The following is a 15,400-nucleotide window of genomic DNA, read 5'->3' on the forward strand; positions in this document are numbered from 1 at the left end:
TAGGGCGTTGTTACAGAAGTCCTGCCGAAGCTGCCAGGTGAGTGCGAGGTAGACTCGCGCCATGAACCCGCACAAACCCCGCTACCGCACCACCAACTGGCCCGAATACAACCGTAGCCTGCAGCGCCGGGGCAATCTGACGGTGTGGCTGTCACCAGAGATGCCTTGGCTGGGTGGACATACTGGGGCCAACGGGCGCCCGCCGGTCTACACCGACGTCGCCATTCAAACGGTGCTGACGCTGAAAGTGTTGTTCAAGCTTGCCTTGCGGCAAGCACGCGGCTTGGTCTGCAGCGTGTTGAGGCTGCTCGGACTCAACTGGCCGGTACCCTGTTTCAGCACGGTCAGTCGGCGGCAAGCCACCCTGACCGTCAACATTCCGGTGCGACGTCAGGCCGAGCCCTTGCACCTGCTGGTCGACAGCACCGGCCTCAAGATTTGCGGCGAAGGCGAATGGAAGGTCAAAAAGCATGGCACCGAGTACCGCCGTTCCTGGCGCAAGGTCCATCTGGCCATTGATGCTGCCACGCTGGATGTCCGGGCGGTGGAAATGACCGACCACCGTCAGGGCGATGCCGCGCAAGCGGAAGAACTGCTGTCGCAACTAGGCCCGGCTGAGCCGTTGGCGAGTGTCAGCGGCGACGGGGCTTACGATACCCGAGGCTTCTATCGGGCGGTTCGCTCGCGGGGTGCAGAGGTCATCGTGTCGCCGAGGCGCAATGGCAAGCCTTGGCAAGACCGCACTGATTTCGCTCAAGCCCGGAATGCCACCTTGGCCGCCGCCAGGCATCTGGGGTGGCGCTTATGGAAGAAGTGGAGCGGCTACCATCGGCGCAGCCTGGTTGAAACGACCATGGGGCGCTTGAAATTGCTGGGGGAGCGACTGGCGGCTCGCCAGCCGGAGCGGCAGGTCGCCGAGGTGCCTGTGCGCTGCGCCATTCTGAATACGTTCAACCGGCTCGGCATGCCGGTGACGGTCACTCACGCCTGAAATCCGACAGGGGTAGGGGTAACTTAGCCCAAGCCCGACTTATGCAACAGCGCCGCATAGTTCTCTCGGAAACTTCACTCTTTTGGTTAACGGCTGGCCCCGTGGGGCAGTTTTTTTTATTGGGACGCCAGCGAGCGAGGGCGGGTTCAGCGCACGATCGCGTGCACGCCGGTGTTGGCGATCCTCAGGCAGCTGACCACGGAAGCCAGCGCCGCGGCGACGGCGGCGACCAGCAAGGTCACGTGGCTGCCGTTGGCGGGAAACCAGTTGAACAAGAGCGCGACCAGCGCCGCGCCGCCGGTCTGGCCGACGAGGCGCGCGGTGCCGAGCATGCCGCTCGCGCCGCCGCTGCGCTGGGGCGGCGCCGACGACAACAGCGCGAAGTTGTTCGGCGACTGGAACAGGCCGAAGCCGGCGCCGCACAGCGCCATCCGCCATGCGATGTCGACGTTGTCGGGCGACGGCGGCAACGTCGCGAGCAGCGCCAGTCCCGCCGACAGCATCGCGAGCCCCAGGCCGCCGAGCAAGCCCGGCGAATACTTCTCGAGCAGCCGGCCGGCGAAGGGCGCGACGCACATGATCGCCAGCGGCCACGGCGTCATCAAGAGGCCGGTCTCGACCTGGCTGCGGCCGAGCATGCCCTGCAAAAAGAACGGCAGCGACACCAGCGCCAGCGCCTGCGCGGTGAACGAGCAGATCGACGTGCAGATCGACAGGCCGAACAGCGGGATGCGCAACAGGTCTATAGGCAGCAGCGGCACCGCCAGCCCGAGCTGGCGGCGCACGAAGATCGTCCCGACCACCAGCAAGGCGACGAGCAGGCCGCCGACGACGAGCGGGCTCTGGCCGTGGCCGAAACCGTCGACCGCGAAGATCAACAGGCCGAAGGTCGCCGCGTTCAGGAGCGCGCTCGGCATGTCGAAGCGCACCCGCGCGCGGTGCGTATTGTCCGGCAGCGCCCTGAGCGCGATGAAGCTCGCGACGAGGCCGATCGGCAGGTTGACCGCGAACAGCCATTGCCACGACGCGAGCGACAGGATCGCCGACGCGATCGTCGGCCCGGCCGCCGACGAGAACGCGACGAGGAAGGAATTGATCGCGAGGCCGCGGCCGAGGAAGGCCTTCGGGTAGATGGTGCGGATCAGCGCGGTGTTGACGCTCATCACGCCGGCGGCGCCCAGGCCCTGCAGCACGCGCGCGCAGGTCAAGGTCGCGAGCGAATCGGACAGCGCGCACAGCCCCGACGTGACGGTGAACACGACGAGGCCGGCCTGGTAGATGCGACGGTAGCCGACGATGTCGCCGAGCGCGGCGAAGGCCAGCAGCGACACGGTGATCGACAGCTGGTAGGCGTTGACCACCCAGATCGACGAAGCCGGACTCGCGTCGAGGTCGCGCGCGATCGCCGGCAGCGCGACGTTGGCGATCGCGCCGTCGAGCACCGCCATCGTCACGCCGAGCGCGATGGTCAGGATCGCCCAGTAGCGCTGCGGCAGCGGGACGCCGTCCCGGTGATCATCTGATTGAGGCTGCATGAAGAGACTTTCTGAAACCCGCCGGGGAGGACCGTCGGCGCCGACGAGGCGGGGAGGATTCGGATGCCCCCAGTCTAGGAGCACGTTTGATTCAGATCGATAATATGATTCGACATCTTCGATAGGGATTTCGACCCAATGGACCTGCGCCAGCTTCGCTATTTCGTCGCGGTCGCCGAGACCTTGCACTTCGGCCGCGCCGCCGAGCGGCTCGGCATCACGCAGCCGCCGTTGAGCCAGCAGATCCGCGCGCTCGAGGCGTCGATCGGCGCGCGCCTCTTCAACCGCACCAACCGCCGCGTCGAGCTGACCGACGCCGGCCGGCTGTTTCTCGGCGACGCGCGCGAGGTGCTCGCCCGGCTCGACGCCGCCGCCGAGCAGGCGGCGCGCACGCACCGCGGCGACGTCGGCGAGCTCAAGATCGGTTTCACCGTGTCGGCGCCGTTCACGCCGGTGTTTTCGCGCACGCTCTACGCTTACCGGCAAAGCCACCCCGGCGTCGCGCTCGCGCTGTCGGAGATGAGGACGTTCGAGCAGATCGACGCGCTGATCGAGCGGCGGCTGCACGTCGGCGTGATCCGGCCGGCCGCGCTGCCCGAGCCGCTCGAGTGCATTGAGCTGATGCGCGAGCCGATGGTGATCGCGCTGCACGCCGACCACCCGCTCGCGCACGGCGACGGCCCGGTGTCGCTGTCGGCCTTCGCCGGCGACGACTTCGTGCTGTTCCCGCGCAGCATCGGCCTCTACGACCAGGTCGTCGCACTGTGCCGCGGCGCGGGCTTCGCGCCGCGCATCGCGCAGGAGGCGCGCGAGGCGTCGACGCAGGTCGCGCTGGTCGCCGCCGGCTTCGGCGTCGCGATCATGCCGGCGCTGCAGCAGCGCATCCAGGTCGAACACGTCGTCTACCGGACGCTCGCCGACGAGAACGCGCGCTCCGCGGTGTGGCTGGTGTACCGCAGCGACGCGCAGACCGCGCCGCTGCGCGCCTTCGTCGAACTGGTGCGCGCCGAGCTTGCGCGCGCCGCGCCCTGATCCCCGTCCTTACCTCCCGCCCTTCTTCCCCTTCGCCGGGCTCGGCCAACGTCGGCCGAGCCCCCGTCCAGCCGGGCCACGCCCTCCCCAAAGCCACGACCCGCCGCGCCCTGTACGCCCGGAAGAAGCCGGGCCAGCGCGCGTGCGGGCCGCTCGTCGCGACTAACGATCACGTCGCTTCGATATAAATCTTTTATTGTTTTTTCCAAACCGCTGTTCCTATACTCGGCCTCATCACCACCGGTGAATTAATTTACCAATAGTTAATTCACGACAAGGACAGGTGATGCGAACGGTGCTTAGGCACCCGACATGACAGCAGCCGCATCTGACGGCCAGCGACGCAACAGCCAGCCAAAGAGCGGCAGCCAAACCGAGTCACAAAGGAGACATGCAATGAAGGAAGCGATCACAATCGAAGCGACTCACCGGCCTGGCATCCGGCAATCGGGCATCCACTAGACCTGACACGGCAGACCGTAGGGCGCGTCAAGCGACCCAAAACGGCGACCAGGCAATGCAAAGGAGAGCAATAGTGAGTTCGCAAGAAGACGTGCTGCCCGTCGGCACGCTAAACCCATCCGCGCAGCAAGCGGCGCAAAGCCACGACCTGCATCGCAACCTCACGTGGAAAGACGCGTTCTGGGTCACCAGCGGCGTTCCGGCCGGCGTGCTGTTCACCATCGGCGGCGTGTCCGCCACCGTCGGCCAGCCGGCGTGGTTCATCTGGATCCTCGCCATCCTGGTCGGCTTCGCGCAGTGCTTCACCTACGCCGAGATCTCCGGGCTCTACCCGCACAAATCGGGCGGCGCTTCCATTTACGGCGCGCTCGGCTGGGTGCGCTACAGCAAGTTCGTCGCGCCCGTTTCTGTGTGGTGTAACTGGATCGCGTGGTCGCCGATGCTGGCGCTGGGCACCAGTCTCGCCGCCGGCTATATGCTGAGTTGCCTGTTCCCGGCCGACTCGGTCATCAACAGCTGGCAGCTGACGCTGCTCGATATGGGCTTCATCAGCAAGGGGCTGACGCTGAGGATCAACTCGACCTTCATCCTCGCGACGATCTTCCTGTTGATCACCTTCAAGCTGCAGCACAGCGGCGCCGCCGCGGCCGCGAAGACGCAGCGCATCCTCGGCATCGCGTCGCTGACGCCGCTGGTCGTCGTCGCGCTGGTGCCCTTGATCACCGGCGACATGCCGTCGACGAACTTCCTGCCCTTGTTGCCGCTGACGCACGACGCCTCCGGCGCGTCGGTGATGGGCAGCTGGAACGCCGCCGGCATCAGCACCGCGATGGGCGCGATGTTCCTCGCGTGCTGGTCGACCTTCGGCTTCGAGACCGCGGTCTGCTATACGCGGGAATTCAAGAATCCGCAGAAGGACACCTTCAAGGCGATCTTCTCGTCCGGCCTGTTGTGCCTGTTCATGTTCATCGCGGTGCCGATCGCGTTCCAGGGCGAACTGGGCCTCACCGGCATGCTCGCGCCGAGCATCGTCGACGGCTCCGGCGTCGGCGCGACGATGGCCAAGTTCGTCGGCGGCGGCGCGGTGGTGTTCAACGTGATCGTCGTGATGCTGGTGCTGTCGATCCTGTTGATCGTGATGACGTCGATGATGGGTTCGTCGCGCACGCTGTACCAGGCGTCGGTCGACGGCTGGCTGCCGAAATACCTGTCGCACGTGAACGAGCACGGCGCGCCGACGCGCGCGATGTGGACCGACCTGATCTTCAACCTGTTCCTGCTGTTGATGTCGAGCTACATGGCGATCCTGTCGATCTCCAACGTCTGCTACATGATCTTCGTCTTCCTCAACCTGCAGTCGGGCTGGATCCACCGCCTCGACCGCGCCGACTGGCCGCGTCCGTACAAGTGCAAGAACTGGCTGTTGGCGCTCGGCGCGCTGTGCGGCTTCTTCGACCTCGCGATGGTCGGCGCCGGCGCCAACTTCCTCGGGGAAAACACGCTGCGCAACGGCCTGATCGCCACCTTCCTGATCGTGCCGGTGTTCGTCTACCGCCACTACGTGCAGGACAAGGGCCGCTTCCCCGAGTCGATGCGCCAGGACATGGAACTGCCGCACGCGCGCGCCGGGATACTGCCTTACCTCGCGCTCGCCGCCGGCGTCGCCGTGGTGTGGATCGCCGCCGAGCTGACCGTCATCGGCTGATCCCCTGATCCAGCAAGCCCAAACGGGGCGGCGCACGCCGCCGCCCCGCCTGCCCGAATCCGTACCGCTCATTCCCGAGGACGCGAAGATGAACGACGCGCTCAAAGTCCGGGTCGCCCGCATCGAACAGCTGGCCGCCGGCATCAAACGTTTCACCCTCGAAGCCCGCGACGGCTCGCCTTTGCCCGCCTTCGACAGCGGCAGCCACGTCGTCGTTCACATGGACGGCGGCAGGATCAGCAACGCCTACTCGCTGACCGGATCACTCGACGGCACCAGCTGCTACCGCATCAGCGTGCGCCTCGAGGAAGCATCGCGTGGCGGTTCGCGCCATATGCACGAGAACGTCGCCGAGGGCGACGAACTCGAGATCGACCCGCCCGGCAACCTGTTCGGCCTGGCCGACGCGGCCGGCAAGCACCTGTTGATCGCCGGCGGCATCGGCATCACACCGTTCATGACGCATATCCAGGCGCTAGCCAAGCAGAACGCCGGCTTCGAGCTGCACTACTGTTTCCGCAACCGCCAGAGCGCCGCCTACCTGGACAGCCTGCCGCTCCTGCTGACCGACGCGCAGCTCAGCCTCTACGAGAGCGACCTCGGCGGGCGGCTCGAGCTCGCCGCCCTGTTGGCCGAGCAGCCGCAAGACACCCACGTCTACGTCTGCGGCCCGGCGTCGCTCAACGACGCGGTGATCGACACGGCGCGTGCGGCCGGCTGGAGCGAAGAACGCATCCACTACGAACAATTCCGCAACGACGTCGACAAGACCGGCGGCGCGTTCGAGGTCGAGCTCGCGAAGAGCGGCGTGACGCTCAGCGTCGGCGCCGACGACACGCTACTGCGCGCGATCGAGAAGGCCGGGATCAAGGTCGACTGCATGTGCCGCGAAGGCATCTGCGGCTCGTGCGAGACCGCGATCCTCGAGGGCGAGGCCGACCATCGCGACGCCTACCTGTCCGACGACGAGAAGGCCGCGCAGAAGACGATGATGCTGTGCGTGTCGCGCGCGCGCGGCCAGCGGCTGGTGCTCGACCTCTAGCCGGTGGGCGGCACCGGTTCCACGTGAAACGCCCCGCGATGCGGGGCGTTTGCTTTTATGCACGACAAGCTCGGCATAAGGCACGCAAAAATCGCTCCTGTCCGCGCTGACGGGCTGAGCACTTTCGGAAAACAAAAAAGGTTGGCCGAGCTCGGCCAACCTTTTGCTTTGAAACGATTGGCTGCTTACACGCGAGCCAGCGCCCGGCGTGCCGCGGCGATGGTCAAGGCGATGTCATCTTCGCTATGTGCAATCGACACGAAACCCGCCTCGTAAGCCGACGGTGCGAGGTACACGCCTTCGGCTAGCATCGCGTGGAAGAAGCGGTTGAAGCGCTCGCGGTCGGACGCGGTGACGGCGGCGTAGCCGGTCGGCACCGTTTCGCTGAAGTAGACGCCGAACATGCCGCCGACCGAGTCGGTGCACATCGGCACGCCGGCCTCTTTCGCAGCGGCGGCCAGGCCCTCGGCCAAGCTTGCGGTGCGCGCGGAAAGCGTCTCGTAGAAGCCCGGCTCCTGCACCAGCTTCAAGGTCGCCAGACCGGCGGCGACCGCCAGCGGGTTGCCCGACAGCGTGCCGGCCTGGTAGACCGGGCCGAGCGGCGCGATCTTGCCCATCACGTCGGCGCGGCCGCCGAAGGCCGCCAGCGGCATGCCGCCGCCGACCACCTTGCCCAGCGTCGTCAGGTCCGGCTTGATGCCGTGCAGGCCCTGAGCGCAGCCCAAACCGACGCGAAAACCGGTCATCACCTCGTCGTAGATCAGCAGCGCGCCGTGCTTTTCAGTGAGCGTTCGCAGCGCGGCGATGAACTCGGCCGACGGCTTGATCAGGTTCATGTTGCCGGCGATCGGCTCGAGGATCACGCAAGCGATGGTGTCGCCGATCTCGGCGAAGGTGCGCTCGAGCTGCTCGACGTTGTTGTACTCGAGCACCAGCGTGTGCTTGGTGAAGTCGGCCGGCACGCCGGCGGAGCTCGGGTTGCCGAAGGTCAACAGGCCCGAGCCGGCCTTCACCAAGAGCGAGTCGGAATGGCCGTGGTAGCAGCCCTCGAACTTGACGATGGCGTCGCGGCCGGTGAAGCCGCGCGCGAGGCGGATCGCGCTCATCGTCGCCTCGGTGCCGGACGACACCAGCCGCACCTGCTCGATGCTCGGCACCAGCTTGCAGATTTCCTCGGCGATGGTGATCTCGCCCTCGGTCGGCGCGCCGAACGACAGGCCGAAGTCGGCGGCCTGTTTGACGGCGTCGATGACTTCCTTACGCGCGTGGCCGAGGATGGCCGGGCCCCAGGAGCCGATGTAGTCGATGTAGCGCTTGTCGTCGGCGTCCCAGAAGTAGGCGCCTTCTGCGCGCGAGACGAAGCGCGGCGTGCCGCCGACCGAGCCGAAGGCGCGCACCGGCGAATTCACGCCGCCGGGGATGTGCGCCTTGGCGCGGTCGAACAGGGTTTCGTTGCGGTTCATGGATTCGGGCCTTGAATGCGGTGAAAGGTTGGCCGAGCCTATTTCGGCCAGCGGCGGTAGGGGTTCTGGCTGAGGTAGGCGTTGGTGTAGCGGCCGTCCAGCGTCACTTCCTCGCCCAGCCAGTCGGGGCGGACGAACTCGGTCGCTTCGTCGGGCAGCTCGATCTCGGCCATCACGAGACCGCCGTTCTCGCCGAAGAACTCGTCGACCTCCCACAGGTGGCCGGCGTGGGTGATCCGGTAGCGGATCTTCTCGACCACCATCGGGCAGGCGGCGTCCATCAGTTGCTCGGCGTCCGCGCGCGGGATCGCGTATTCGAACTCGTGGCGGCTCATCGCGCTGACCTGGCTCTTGATCGTCAGCCATGCATCGTCGCCGACCACGCGCACGCGCACGGTGCGCGCCGGGTCGACCGACAGATAACCCTGACGGTAGCGCAGCCCTTCGGCCAGGTCGCGCCAGCTCTCGTCCTTCACCAGGAAGCGGCGTTCGATTTCCATCGCCATTGCATTACATCCTCAGATTCAAAACGGTTTGGCGACCACCAGATAGATCACCACGAACATCACCAGCACCGGGATCTCGTTGAACACGCGGTACCAGCGGTGGCCGTGACGGTTGCGGCCGGCGTCGAACGCGGCCAGCAGCCGTCCACACCCTGCATGGTAACCGATCAGTACCGCGACGAGCGCGAGCTTGGCGTGCAGCCAGCCTCCCGAAAAGCCCGTGGAGAACATCAGCCACACGCCGAACAGCGCCGCCAGCACCGCCAGCGGCGTCATGAAGCGGAACAGCTTGTGCGCCATCAGCAAGAGGCGCGTGCGCTCGGCGTCGGTCTCGGCCATCGCCAGGTTGACGAAGAGGCGCGGCAGGTAGAACAGGCCGGCGAACCACGACACGACGAAGCCGATGTGCAGCGTTTTCAGCAGGGCATAGGACATGCAGGGTTCCCAATGGCAAGCGGCCACCGAGGTGGCCGCGTAGCGGGTTTCACGTGAAACGGACTCAGCGTCCGGCGCGCGCTCGCTGATAGAGCGGCATCACCGCCGGCAGGTTCTTTTTCAGCGTCTCGATGCGGTTGGAACCGCTCGGGTGGGTGCTGAAGAAGTCGGACCGGTTGCCGGCACCCGACAGCTGGTTCATCTTTTCCCAGACGCTGACCGCGGCCTGCGGGTTGTAGCCGGCGCGCGCCATCAGCTCCATGCCGATCACGTCGGCCTCGGTCTCCATCGAGCGCGAGAACGGCAGCGACACGCCGACCTGGCTGACGAAATCGACGACGCTGGCGGTGCCGCCGCTGATCTTGCCCATCGACAGCGCGAGCGACAGACCCTGCTGCTTCACGAACTCCTGCGACATCTGCTCGCGGCTGTGTTCGCGCAGCGCGTGCGAGATTTCGTGGCCGATCACCGCCGCCAGCTCGTCGTCGGTGAGCTTCAGCTTGTCGATGAGGCCGGTGTAGACGCCGATCTTGCCGCCCGGCATGCAGTAGGCGTTGACGTCGGGGCTGGTGAACACGTTCACCTCCCACGGCCAGGAACGCGCGTCGGGCCGGAAGTGGCCGACCTGGGCGATCAGCCGGTTCGAAATGTCCTTCGCGCGGCGCGTGTAGGCGGCGTTGCTGTTCAGCGCGCCGGCGCTCCTCGCCTTGGAGAGTTCCTGGCCGTAGGCGAGCGCCGCCCCCTGGTTGACCTCGGCGGCCGACACGATCATCAGTTGCGAGCGGTTGCTGCCCGTCGCCCCGCCGGCGGTGCTGCTGGCGCAGCCGGTGGCGAGCGCCGCCACGCCGAGCGCGGCCAGTATCGTAGAACGCAGTGTCATGACGTTTTGCCTCATTTAGAGTTCCGGTCGATCAACTTGTCATTATGAACGCGGGCCCCGCTGCGCACGATCGCGATCAGATCTCGATCATCTCGAAGTCTTCCTTGCGCGCGCCGCAGTCCGGGCAGGTCCAGTTCATCGGCACGTCTTCCCAGCGCGTTCCCGGCGCAATGTCGTCTTCCGGACGACCGGCTTCCTCGTCGTAGATAAAGCCGCAAATCAGGCACATCCAGGTACGCATCCATCCCTCCACGGGTCGGTTAATATAGGGACAATTGTACCCACGAAAAACGAGCGAGGATAAGCCTTGAGCACGCCCCCTGTCACGCCCCCGATTGTGATGACCCTGGCCGGCTCCGACCCGACCGGCGGCGCCGGTCTGCAGGCCGATATCCTGACCCTGGCCAGCCTCGGCTGCCACCCGCTGTCGGTGGTGACCGCCGTCACCGTGCAAGACACCGCCGGCGTCACCGACTTCCTGGTGATGGACGCCGAGTGGCTGGTCGACCAGGCGCGCGCGCTGCTGGAAGACATGAAGGTGTCGGCGTTCAAGCTCGGCATGATAGGCAGCGTCGAGAACGTCGCCGCGATCGCCGAGGTGGTGTCCGACTACCCCGAAGTGCCGCTGATCGTCGACCCGGTGCTCGCCTCCGGCGGCGGCCACGCGTTCGCCGACGAGGACCTGATCGCCGCGATCCGCGACATGATCCTGCCGCAGACGACCATCGTCACGCCGAACAGTATCGAGGCACGGCGCCTCGCCGCCCACGACCCGGACGAGGAAGACGCGCTCGAACTCGCGCTCGCGGCCGAAAGGCTGACGCAGCTCGGTTGCGAATACGTGCTCATCACCGGCACGCACGAGAACACCCGCGTCGTCACCAACACGCTGTACGACGGCCAGGGCCAGGTGCGCGCCGACAGCTGGGAGCGGCTGCCCGGCAGCTACCACGGCTCGGGCTGCACGCTCGCGTCGGCGATCGCCGGCATCCTCGCCTCGGGCAGCAGCATCGCCGACGCGGTGCGCGAGGCGCAGGACTATACGTATCAGACCCTGAAAAACGCGTTCCGCCCGGGCATGGGCCAGTTCATCCCCGACCGGCTGTACTGGGCGCGCAAAGAGAAAAGCGATGACTAAAAATTTCCGCGGCCTGTACGCGATCACCCCGGACACCGCCGACACCGACGGCCTGCTCGCCAAGACGCGCGCCATCCTCGAAGGCGGCGCGGCCATCGTGCAGTACCGCAACAAGAGCAGCGACGCCGCGCTGCGCCGCACGCAGGCAGAAGGCTTATTGGCGCTGTGCCGCGAACAGGGCGCGCTCCTGCTGATCAACGACGACGTCGAGCTGGCGCGCGAGATCGGCGCCGACGGCGTCCACGTCGGAAGGGACGACGCCGGCATCGCCGACGCACGCCGCGTACTCGGCGCCGACGCCATCGTCGGCGTCTCGTGCTACGACCAGATCACGCTGGCCGAAACGGCGGTCGCCGCCGGCGCGAGCTACGTCGCGTTCGGCGCGGTGTTTGCGTCCAGCGTGAAACCCGAGGCGATCCGCGCGCCGCTGACGCTGTTCCATGAAGCGAAGCGCCTCAAGGTGCCGAGCGTCGCGATCGGCGGCATCGGCCCGGCCAACGCGCAGCAGGTCGTCGACGCCGGCGCCGACGCGATCTCGCTGATCTCGGCGCTGTACGACGCGGCCGACCCCAAGGCCGTCGCGCGCGAACTGGCCGCGCTGTACCGCTGAACCGTCTCTTCCGGCGAAAAGGTTGGCCGAGCTCCATGCTCGGCCAACCTTTCTGCGCGCCCGGCGTATAGTGAAATCCGGTGGAGCGTTCCCCTCGCGCAGACGGCCGGAAACGCCCCGCCGGCTTGTTCCTTTCCTGTCGCAGGCCTGGCCATGGCACGCTACCGCTCCCGTCTGCCGCAACTGTCCGGCGAGCCCTTCCTCACCGACGGCGGCATCGAAACCACGCTGATCTTCCATCAGGGCTTCACGCTGCCCGAGTTCGCATCCTTCGTCCTCTTCGCCGACCCCGACGGCCGCGCCGCGCTCGACGCCTATTTCCGCGGCTACGCGGCGCTCGCGCGCGAACACGGCGCGGGCTTCATCCTCGAGAGCGCCACCTGGCGCGCCAACCGCGACTGGGGCGACAAGCTCGGCTACGACGCGGCATCGCTCGCCGACGTCAACCGCCGCGCGATCGGGCAACTATTGGAAATTCGCGACGAATTCGGCGACGGCCCGCCGATGGTGGTCAGCGGCTGCGTCGGCCCGCGCGGCGACGGCTACCGGCTCGGCACGATGATGGGCGCCGACGAGGCGGCCGACTACCACGCCGCGCAGATCGACGTGTTCGCCGGTACCGACGCCGACATGGTGGCCGCAATGACAATGAACTATGCCGCCGAGGCGGTCGGCATCGCGCGCGCCGCGCAAGGCGCCGCCATTCCGGCGGCGATCTCATTCACCGTCGAGACCGACGGCAGCTTGCCGAGCGGCCAGGGGCTCGCCGCCGCGATCGCCGAGGTCGACGCCGCGACCGACGGCTACCCCGCCTACTACATGATCAACTGCGCTCACCCGGCGCACTTCGCCGCTTTGCTCGACGGCGACGCGCCTTCGCTTGCGAGGCTGCGTGGGCTGCGCGCCAACGCGTCGCAGAAGAGCCACGCCGAACTCGACGAGTCCGACACGCTCGACGCCGGCGACCCCGACGATCTCGGCCGGCGCTATCAGGCGCTGCGCCTGCGTCACCCCGGGATCAACATCCTCGGCGGCTGCTGCGGCACCGACCTCAGGCACCTCGAAGCGATCTGCCGCGCCTGCCTCAGCGTTCCGAAAGCCGCTCGGCGATAAACGCCGCCATCCGCTCGCTCGCGCCGCGGTGCAGGGCGGTGAACGCGCGCGCCGCGTCCGCCATGTCTTCCCGCGCCTTCCCGTTTCCGATCAGCTCGTCGAACGCCGCGATCACGCCCGCGGCGTCTTCGCACTGCCTCGCCGCGCCGGCCGCCAGCGCCAGCGCGCTCGCTTCCTTGAAATTGAACATCGACGGGCCGAACAGCACCGGCCGGCCGACGCTCGCCGGTTCGATCAGGTTCTGGCCGCCGAGCGGCTTCAGGCTGCCGCCGACGAAGGCGACGTCGCCCGCCGCGTAGTAGGCGAACAGCTCGCCCATGCTGTCGCCGAGCCAGACGTCGGTGTCTTCATTCAACGCTTCTAGCCCGGCGCTGCGGCGCGCGAGTGCGAGGCCGCGTTGCTCGACCATGTCGGCGACCGCGTCGAAGCGCTCGGGATGGCGCGGCACCAACACCAGCAAGGCGTCACGCGTCTTGCGCGCCGCCCACGCGTCGAGCAAGAGCGCCTCCTCGTCGTCGCGCGTGCTGGCGGCGACCAGCACCGGCCTCTCGCCGATGGCGGCGCGGAAGGTCTCGGCCAACGTCAGCTTGTCGGCCGGCGGCGCGATGTCGTACTTGCTGTTGCCGCACACCAGCACCGGGTCGGCGGACAGCTCGGCCAACCTCGCCGCGTCGTCGCGCGTCTGCGCCAGCGTGCCGGACAGCGTCGCGACCGCCGGGCGGATCAGCGCGCCGATTTTCCGGTAGCCGTTCAGCGATTTTTCCGACAGCCGCGCGTTGGCGAGAAACATCGGCACGCCAGCGTCCTTCGCCGCGAACAGCAGGTTCGGCCAGATCTCGGTCTCCATCAGCACGCCGAACCTCGGTTTGTAGACCCTCAGGAAGCCCGCCACGGCGTCGGGAAGGTCGTAGGGCAGGTAGCGTACCTCGGCACCCGTGTAGAGCGCCTCGGCGGTCGCACGGCCGGTCGGCGTCATTTGCGTGACCAGCAGCGGCGCGTCGGGAAAGCGCGCGCGCAGCGCGGCGACCACCGGCTGCGCGGCGCGCGTCTCGCCTACCGACACCGCGTGGATCCAGATCGCGCCTACAGCCTTCGGCGAAAAGCCGTCGCCGAAGCGCTCGTCCCAGTGTTCCAGGTAGGCCGGCGCCTTGCGGCCGCGGCGTCGAAGATAGCGGCGCACCCAGGGTTGGCCGAGCCGCCACGCGAGGCCGTAGACGCCGCGCCAGCTCATGCCGTGCCTTCCAGCGCGATGAGCGCGTCCCAGACTTCATCGGGAGTCGGTCGTGCGCCCGGGCCGCCGAGGTTCTTCGCGCGCGGGCTCTCGATGACGCCGGTCAGCGACGGATCGGTATCGGTGTAGAGGCCGACCAGCGGCACGTCGAGCGCGTTCGCCAGGTGGGTGAGGCCGGTGTCGACGCCGATCACCGCGCTCGCATGGCCGAGCAAGGCCGCCGCCTCGGTCAGGTTCAGCTTAGGCGCGGCGATCGCGCCCGGAATTTGCGCGGCCAGGCGTTCGGCGCGCGCCTTTTCCGCATCGTTGCCCCAAGGCAGCACCGAGATCCAGCCTTTCTGCTCGGCCAGGCGTTTGGCCAGCGCCACCCAGTTTTCCTCCGCCCATTCCTTGCTGTCGCGGCTGGTCGCGTGCAGCAGCACCGCGTAATCGGTTTTCGGCAGCCAGGCAAGTCGATCGCCTGCCTCGATGCCGAAGGCCGGCGCGCCCTGAGGCGTGTAGCCGAACACGCGCCCCAGCAGTTGCCGGTTGCGCTCGACCGCCGACAGTTGCCGGCTGACCGGGTAGCGCTTGTCGTAGAAACGGCTCGCCAGCGGTTCGCGGATGCTGTCGCGGTCGTAACCGGCCAGCGGCGACTTCGCCCAGCGCGCCGGAATCGCGCTCTTCACCAGCCCCTGCATGTCGACGACCAGGTCGAAGCGCGGATCACTCAGCGCCCGCTTGCACGCGCCGATCTCGCGCCAGGTCGCGGCAGACAGCAGCGACTTGCGCCAGCGCCGCCACGCGATCGGGATCACCGCATCGACGACGGGATGCAGCGCGGCGATGCGCGCGAAGCCTTCCTCGGCCAACCAGCTGACGCGGGCGTCCGGAAAGTGGCGGGCGAAGTCGGTCAGCGCGGGGTAGGTATGGATCAGGTCTCCCATCGAGGAAGTGCGCACGATCAGGATATTCATCGGGGTAGTGAAGGCGGGGGCCGGGGCGGCTGTGGATAAAGGGAACGCACGGCGCGTGGCCGTGCGCTTCGGAGCTGGCGCGATTGTACGAGTCGCCCTGTGGTTAACCAAGTAGAATCGCGCCGCGTCTGCTGTGGATAAGCCGCTGTGGATAAAGAGGCGCCGTTTCATCCACAGCTTGTCAGAACACCGCGAGCAGGTTTAATCCAAGGTTAATCAACAGCCCAAGCGCTTGAGTTTGCATAGCTTTTTTGCACTTATCCACAGAACTTGTGCTGCTATATCAGTTTCTTCAGAATAA

Annotated in this window: 15 protein-coding genes; 7 read left to right on the forward strand and 8 right to left on the reverse strand. The window is 67.1% G+C overall.

Annotation, left to right across the window (positions count from 1 at the left end):
* Positions 1 to 61: 61 nt before the first annotated feature.
* Positions 62 to 991: an IS5 family transposase gene (locus tag DWG20_RS05550; RefSeq protein WP_115432874.1), complete on the forward strand. Its 930-nt coding sequence runs from the start codon at positions 62 to 64 to the stop codon at positions 989 to 991.
* A gap of 146 nt (positions 992 to 1,137) precedes the next feature.
* On the opposite strand, the gene DWG20_RS05555 is transcribed toward DWG20_RS05550, so the two are convergent.
* On the reverse strand, positions 1,138 to 2,526 hold the full coding sequence (locus DWG20_RS05555) for an MFS transporter (protein ID WP_115432875.1): 1,389 nt from the start codon (positions 2,524 to 2,526) through the stop codon (positions 1,138 to 1,140).
* Between the two features lie 138 nt (positions 2,527 to 2,664).
* Between DWG20_RS05555 and DWG20_RS05560 the strand changes: the two genes are divergently transcribed.
* The 3 genes from DWG20_RS05560 to DWG20_RS05570 all read left to right on the forward strand — a co-directional run bounded on the left by DWG20_RS05560 (position 2,665) and on the right by DWG20_RS05570 (position 6,767).
* A complete protein-coding gene (locus DWG20_RS05560) occupies positions 2,665 to 3,558 on the forward strand; it encodes a LysR family transcriptional regulator (RefSeq protein ID WP_115432876.1) in 894 nt (297 codons plus the stop codon).
* Between the two features lie 535 nt (positions 3,559 to 4,093).
* Positions 4,094 to 5,725, forward strand: a complete 1,632-nt coding sequence (locus DWG20_RS05565) for a trimethylamine N-oxide permease (protein ID WP_115432877.1) — start codon at positions 4,094 to 4,096, stop codon at positions 5,723 to 5,725.
* An 88-nt stretch (positions 5,726 to 5,813) separates the two neighbouring features.
* Positions 5,814 to 6,767, forward strand: coding sequence for a PDR/VanB family oxidoreductase (locus tag DWG20_RS05570; RefSeq protein ID WP_115432878.1), 954 nt, complete (start codon positions 5,814 to 5,816; stop codon positions 6,765 to 6,767).
* Between the two features lie 185 nt (positions 6,768 to 6,952).
* Here the strand turns inward: DWG20_RS05570 and hemL are convergent, their stop codons facing one another.
* The 5 genes from hemL to DWG20_RS05595 form a co-directional block, all read right to left on the reverse strand.
* Entirely contained in the window at positions 6,953 to 8,230 is a 1,278-nt protein-coding gene (gene hemL / locus DWG20_RS05575; RefSeq protein ID WP_115432879.1) for a glutamate-1-semialdehyde 2,1-aminomutase, read from the reverse strand.
* Between the two features lie 38 nt (positions 8,231 to 8,268).
* Positions 8,269 to 8,736 carry a CYTH domain-containing protein gene (locus DWG20_RS05580; protein ID WP_115432880.1) on the reverse strand — a complete coding sequence of 156 codons (468 nt, stop codon included), beginning with the start codon at positions 8,734 to 8,736 and terminating at the stop codon, positions 8,269 to 8,271.
* Positions 8,737 to 8,754: 18 nt separating this feature from the next.
* The gene (locus DWG20_RS05585) at positions 8,755 to 9,171 is read right to left on the reverse strand and encodes a CopD family protein (RefSeq protein WP_115432881.1); all 417 of its coding nucleotides are present in this window, start codon (positions 9,169 to 9,171) and stop codon (positions 8,755 to 8,757) included.
* Between the two features lie 64 nt (positions 9,172 to 9,235).
* Complete coding sequence (locus DWG20_RS05590; protein WP_115434740.1) at positions 9,236 to 10,051, reverse strand: M48 family metallopeptidase; 816 nt, start codon at positions 10,049 to 10,051, stop codon at positions 9,236 to 9,238.
* 76 nt (positions 10,052 to 10,127) lie between these two features.
* Positions 10,128 to 10,292: a rubredoxin gene (locus DWG20_RS05595; protein WP_115432882.1), complete on the reverse strand. Its 165-nt coding sequence runs from the start codon at positions 10,290 to 10,292 to the stop codon at positions 10,128 to 10,130.
* 66 nt (positions 10,293 to 10,358) lie between these two features.
* Between DWG20_RS05595 and thiD the strand changes: the two genes are divergently transcribed.
* The 3 genes from thiD (at position 10,359) to DWG20_RS05610 (ending at position 12,912) form a co-directional block, all read left to right on the forward strand.
* Positions 10,359 to 11,189: a bifunctional hydroxymethylpyrimidine kinase/phosphomethylpyrimidine kinase gene (gene thiD, locus DWG20_RS05600; RefSeq protein WP_115432883.1), complete on the forward strand. Its 831-nt coding sequence runs from the start codon at positions 10,359 to 10,361 to the stop codon at positions 11,187 to 11,189.
* On the forward strand, positions 11,182 to 11,799 hold the full coding sequence (thiE, locus tag DWG20_RS05605; RefSeq protein ID WP_115432884.1) for a thiamine phosphate synthase: 618 nt from the start codon (positions 11,182 to 11,184) through the stop codon (positions 11,797 to 11,799). The genes thiD and thiE overlap by 8 nt, the downstream gene beginning before the upstream one ends.
* 153 nt (positions 11,800 to 11,952) lie before the next feature.
* On the forward strand, positions 11,953 to 12,912 hold the full coding sequence (locus DWG20_RS05610; protein WP_115432885.1) for a homocysteine S-methyltransferase family protein: 960 nt from the start codon (positions 11,953 to 11,955) through the stop codon (positions 12,910 to 12,912).
* Here the strand turns inward: DWG20_RS05610 and waaA are convergent.
* Entirely contained in the window at positions 12,884 to 14,143 is a 1,260-nt protein-coding gene (waaA, locus tag DWG20_RS05615) for a lipid IV(A) 3-deoxy-D-manno-octulosonic acid transferase (RefSeq protein ID WP_115432886.1), read from the reverse strand. The two genes, DWG20_RS05610 and waaA, sit on opposite strands and share 29 nt — an antisense overlap.
* Entirely contained in the window at positions 14,140 to 15,099 is a 960-nt protein-coding gene (gene waaC, locus DWG20_RS05620; RefSeq protein WP_115432887.1) for a lipopolysaccharide heptosyltransferase I, read from the reverse strand. Before waaC ends, waaA begins: the two co-directional genes overlap by 4 nt.
* Positions 15,100 to 15,400: the final 301 nt, after the last annotated feature.

The organism is Crenobacter cavernae (assembly GCF_003355495.1).
Taxonomy (GTDB): domain Bacteria; phylum Pseudomonadota; class Gammaproteobacteria; order Burkholderiales; family Chromobacteriaceae; genus Crenobacter; species Crenobacter cavernae.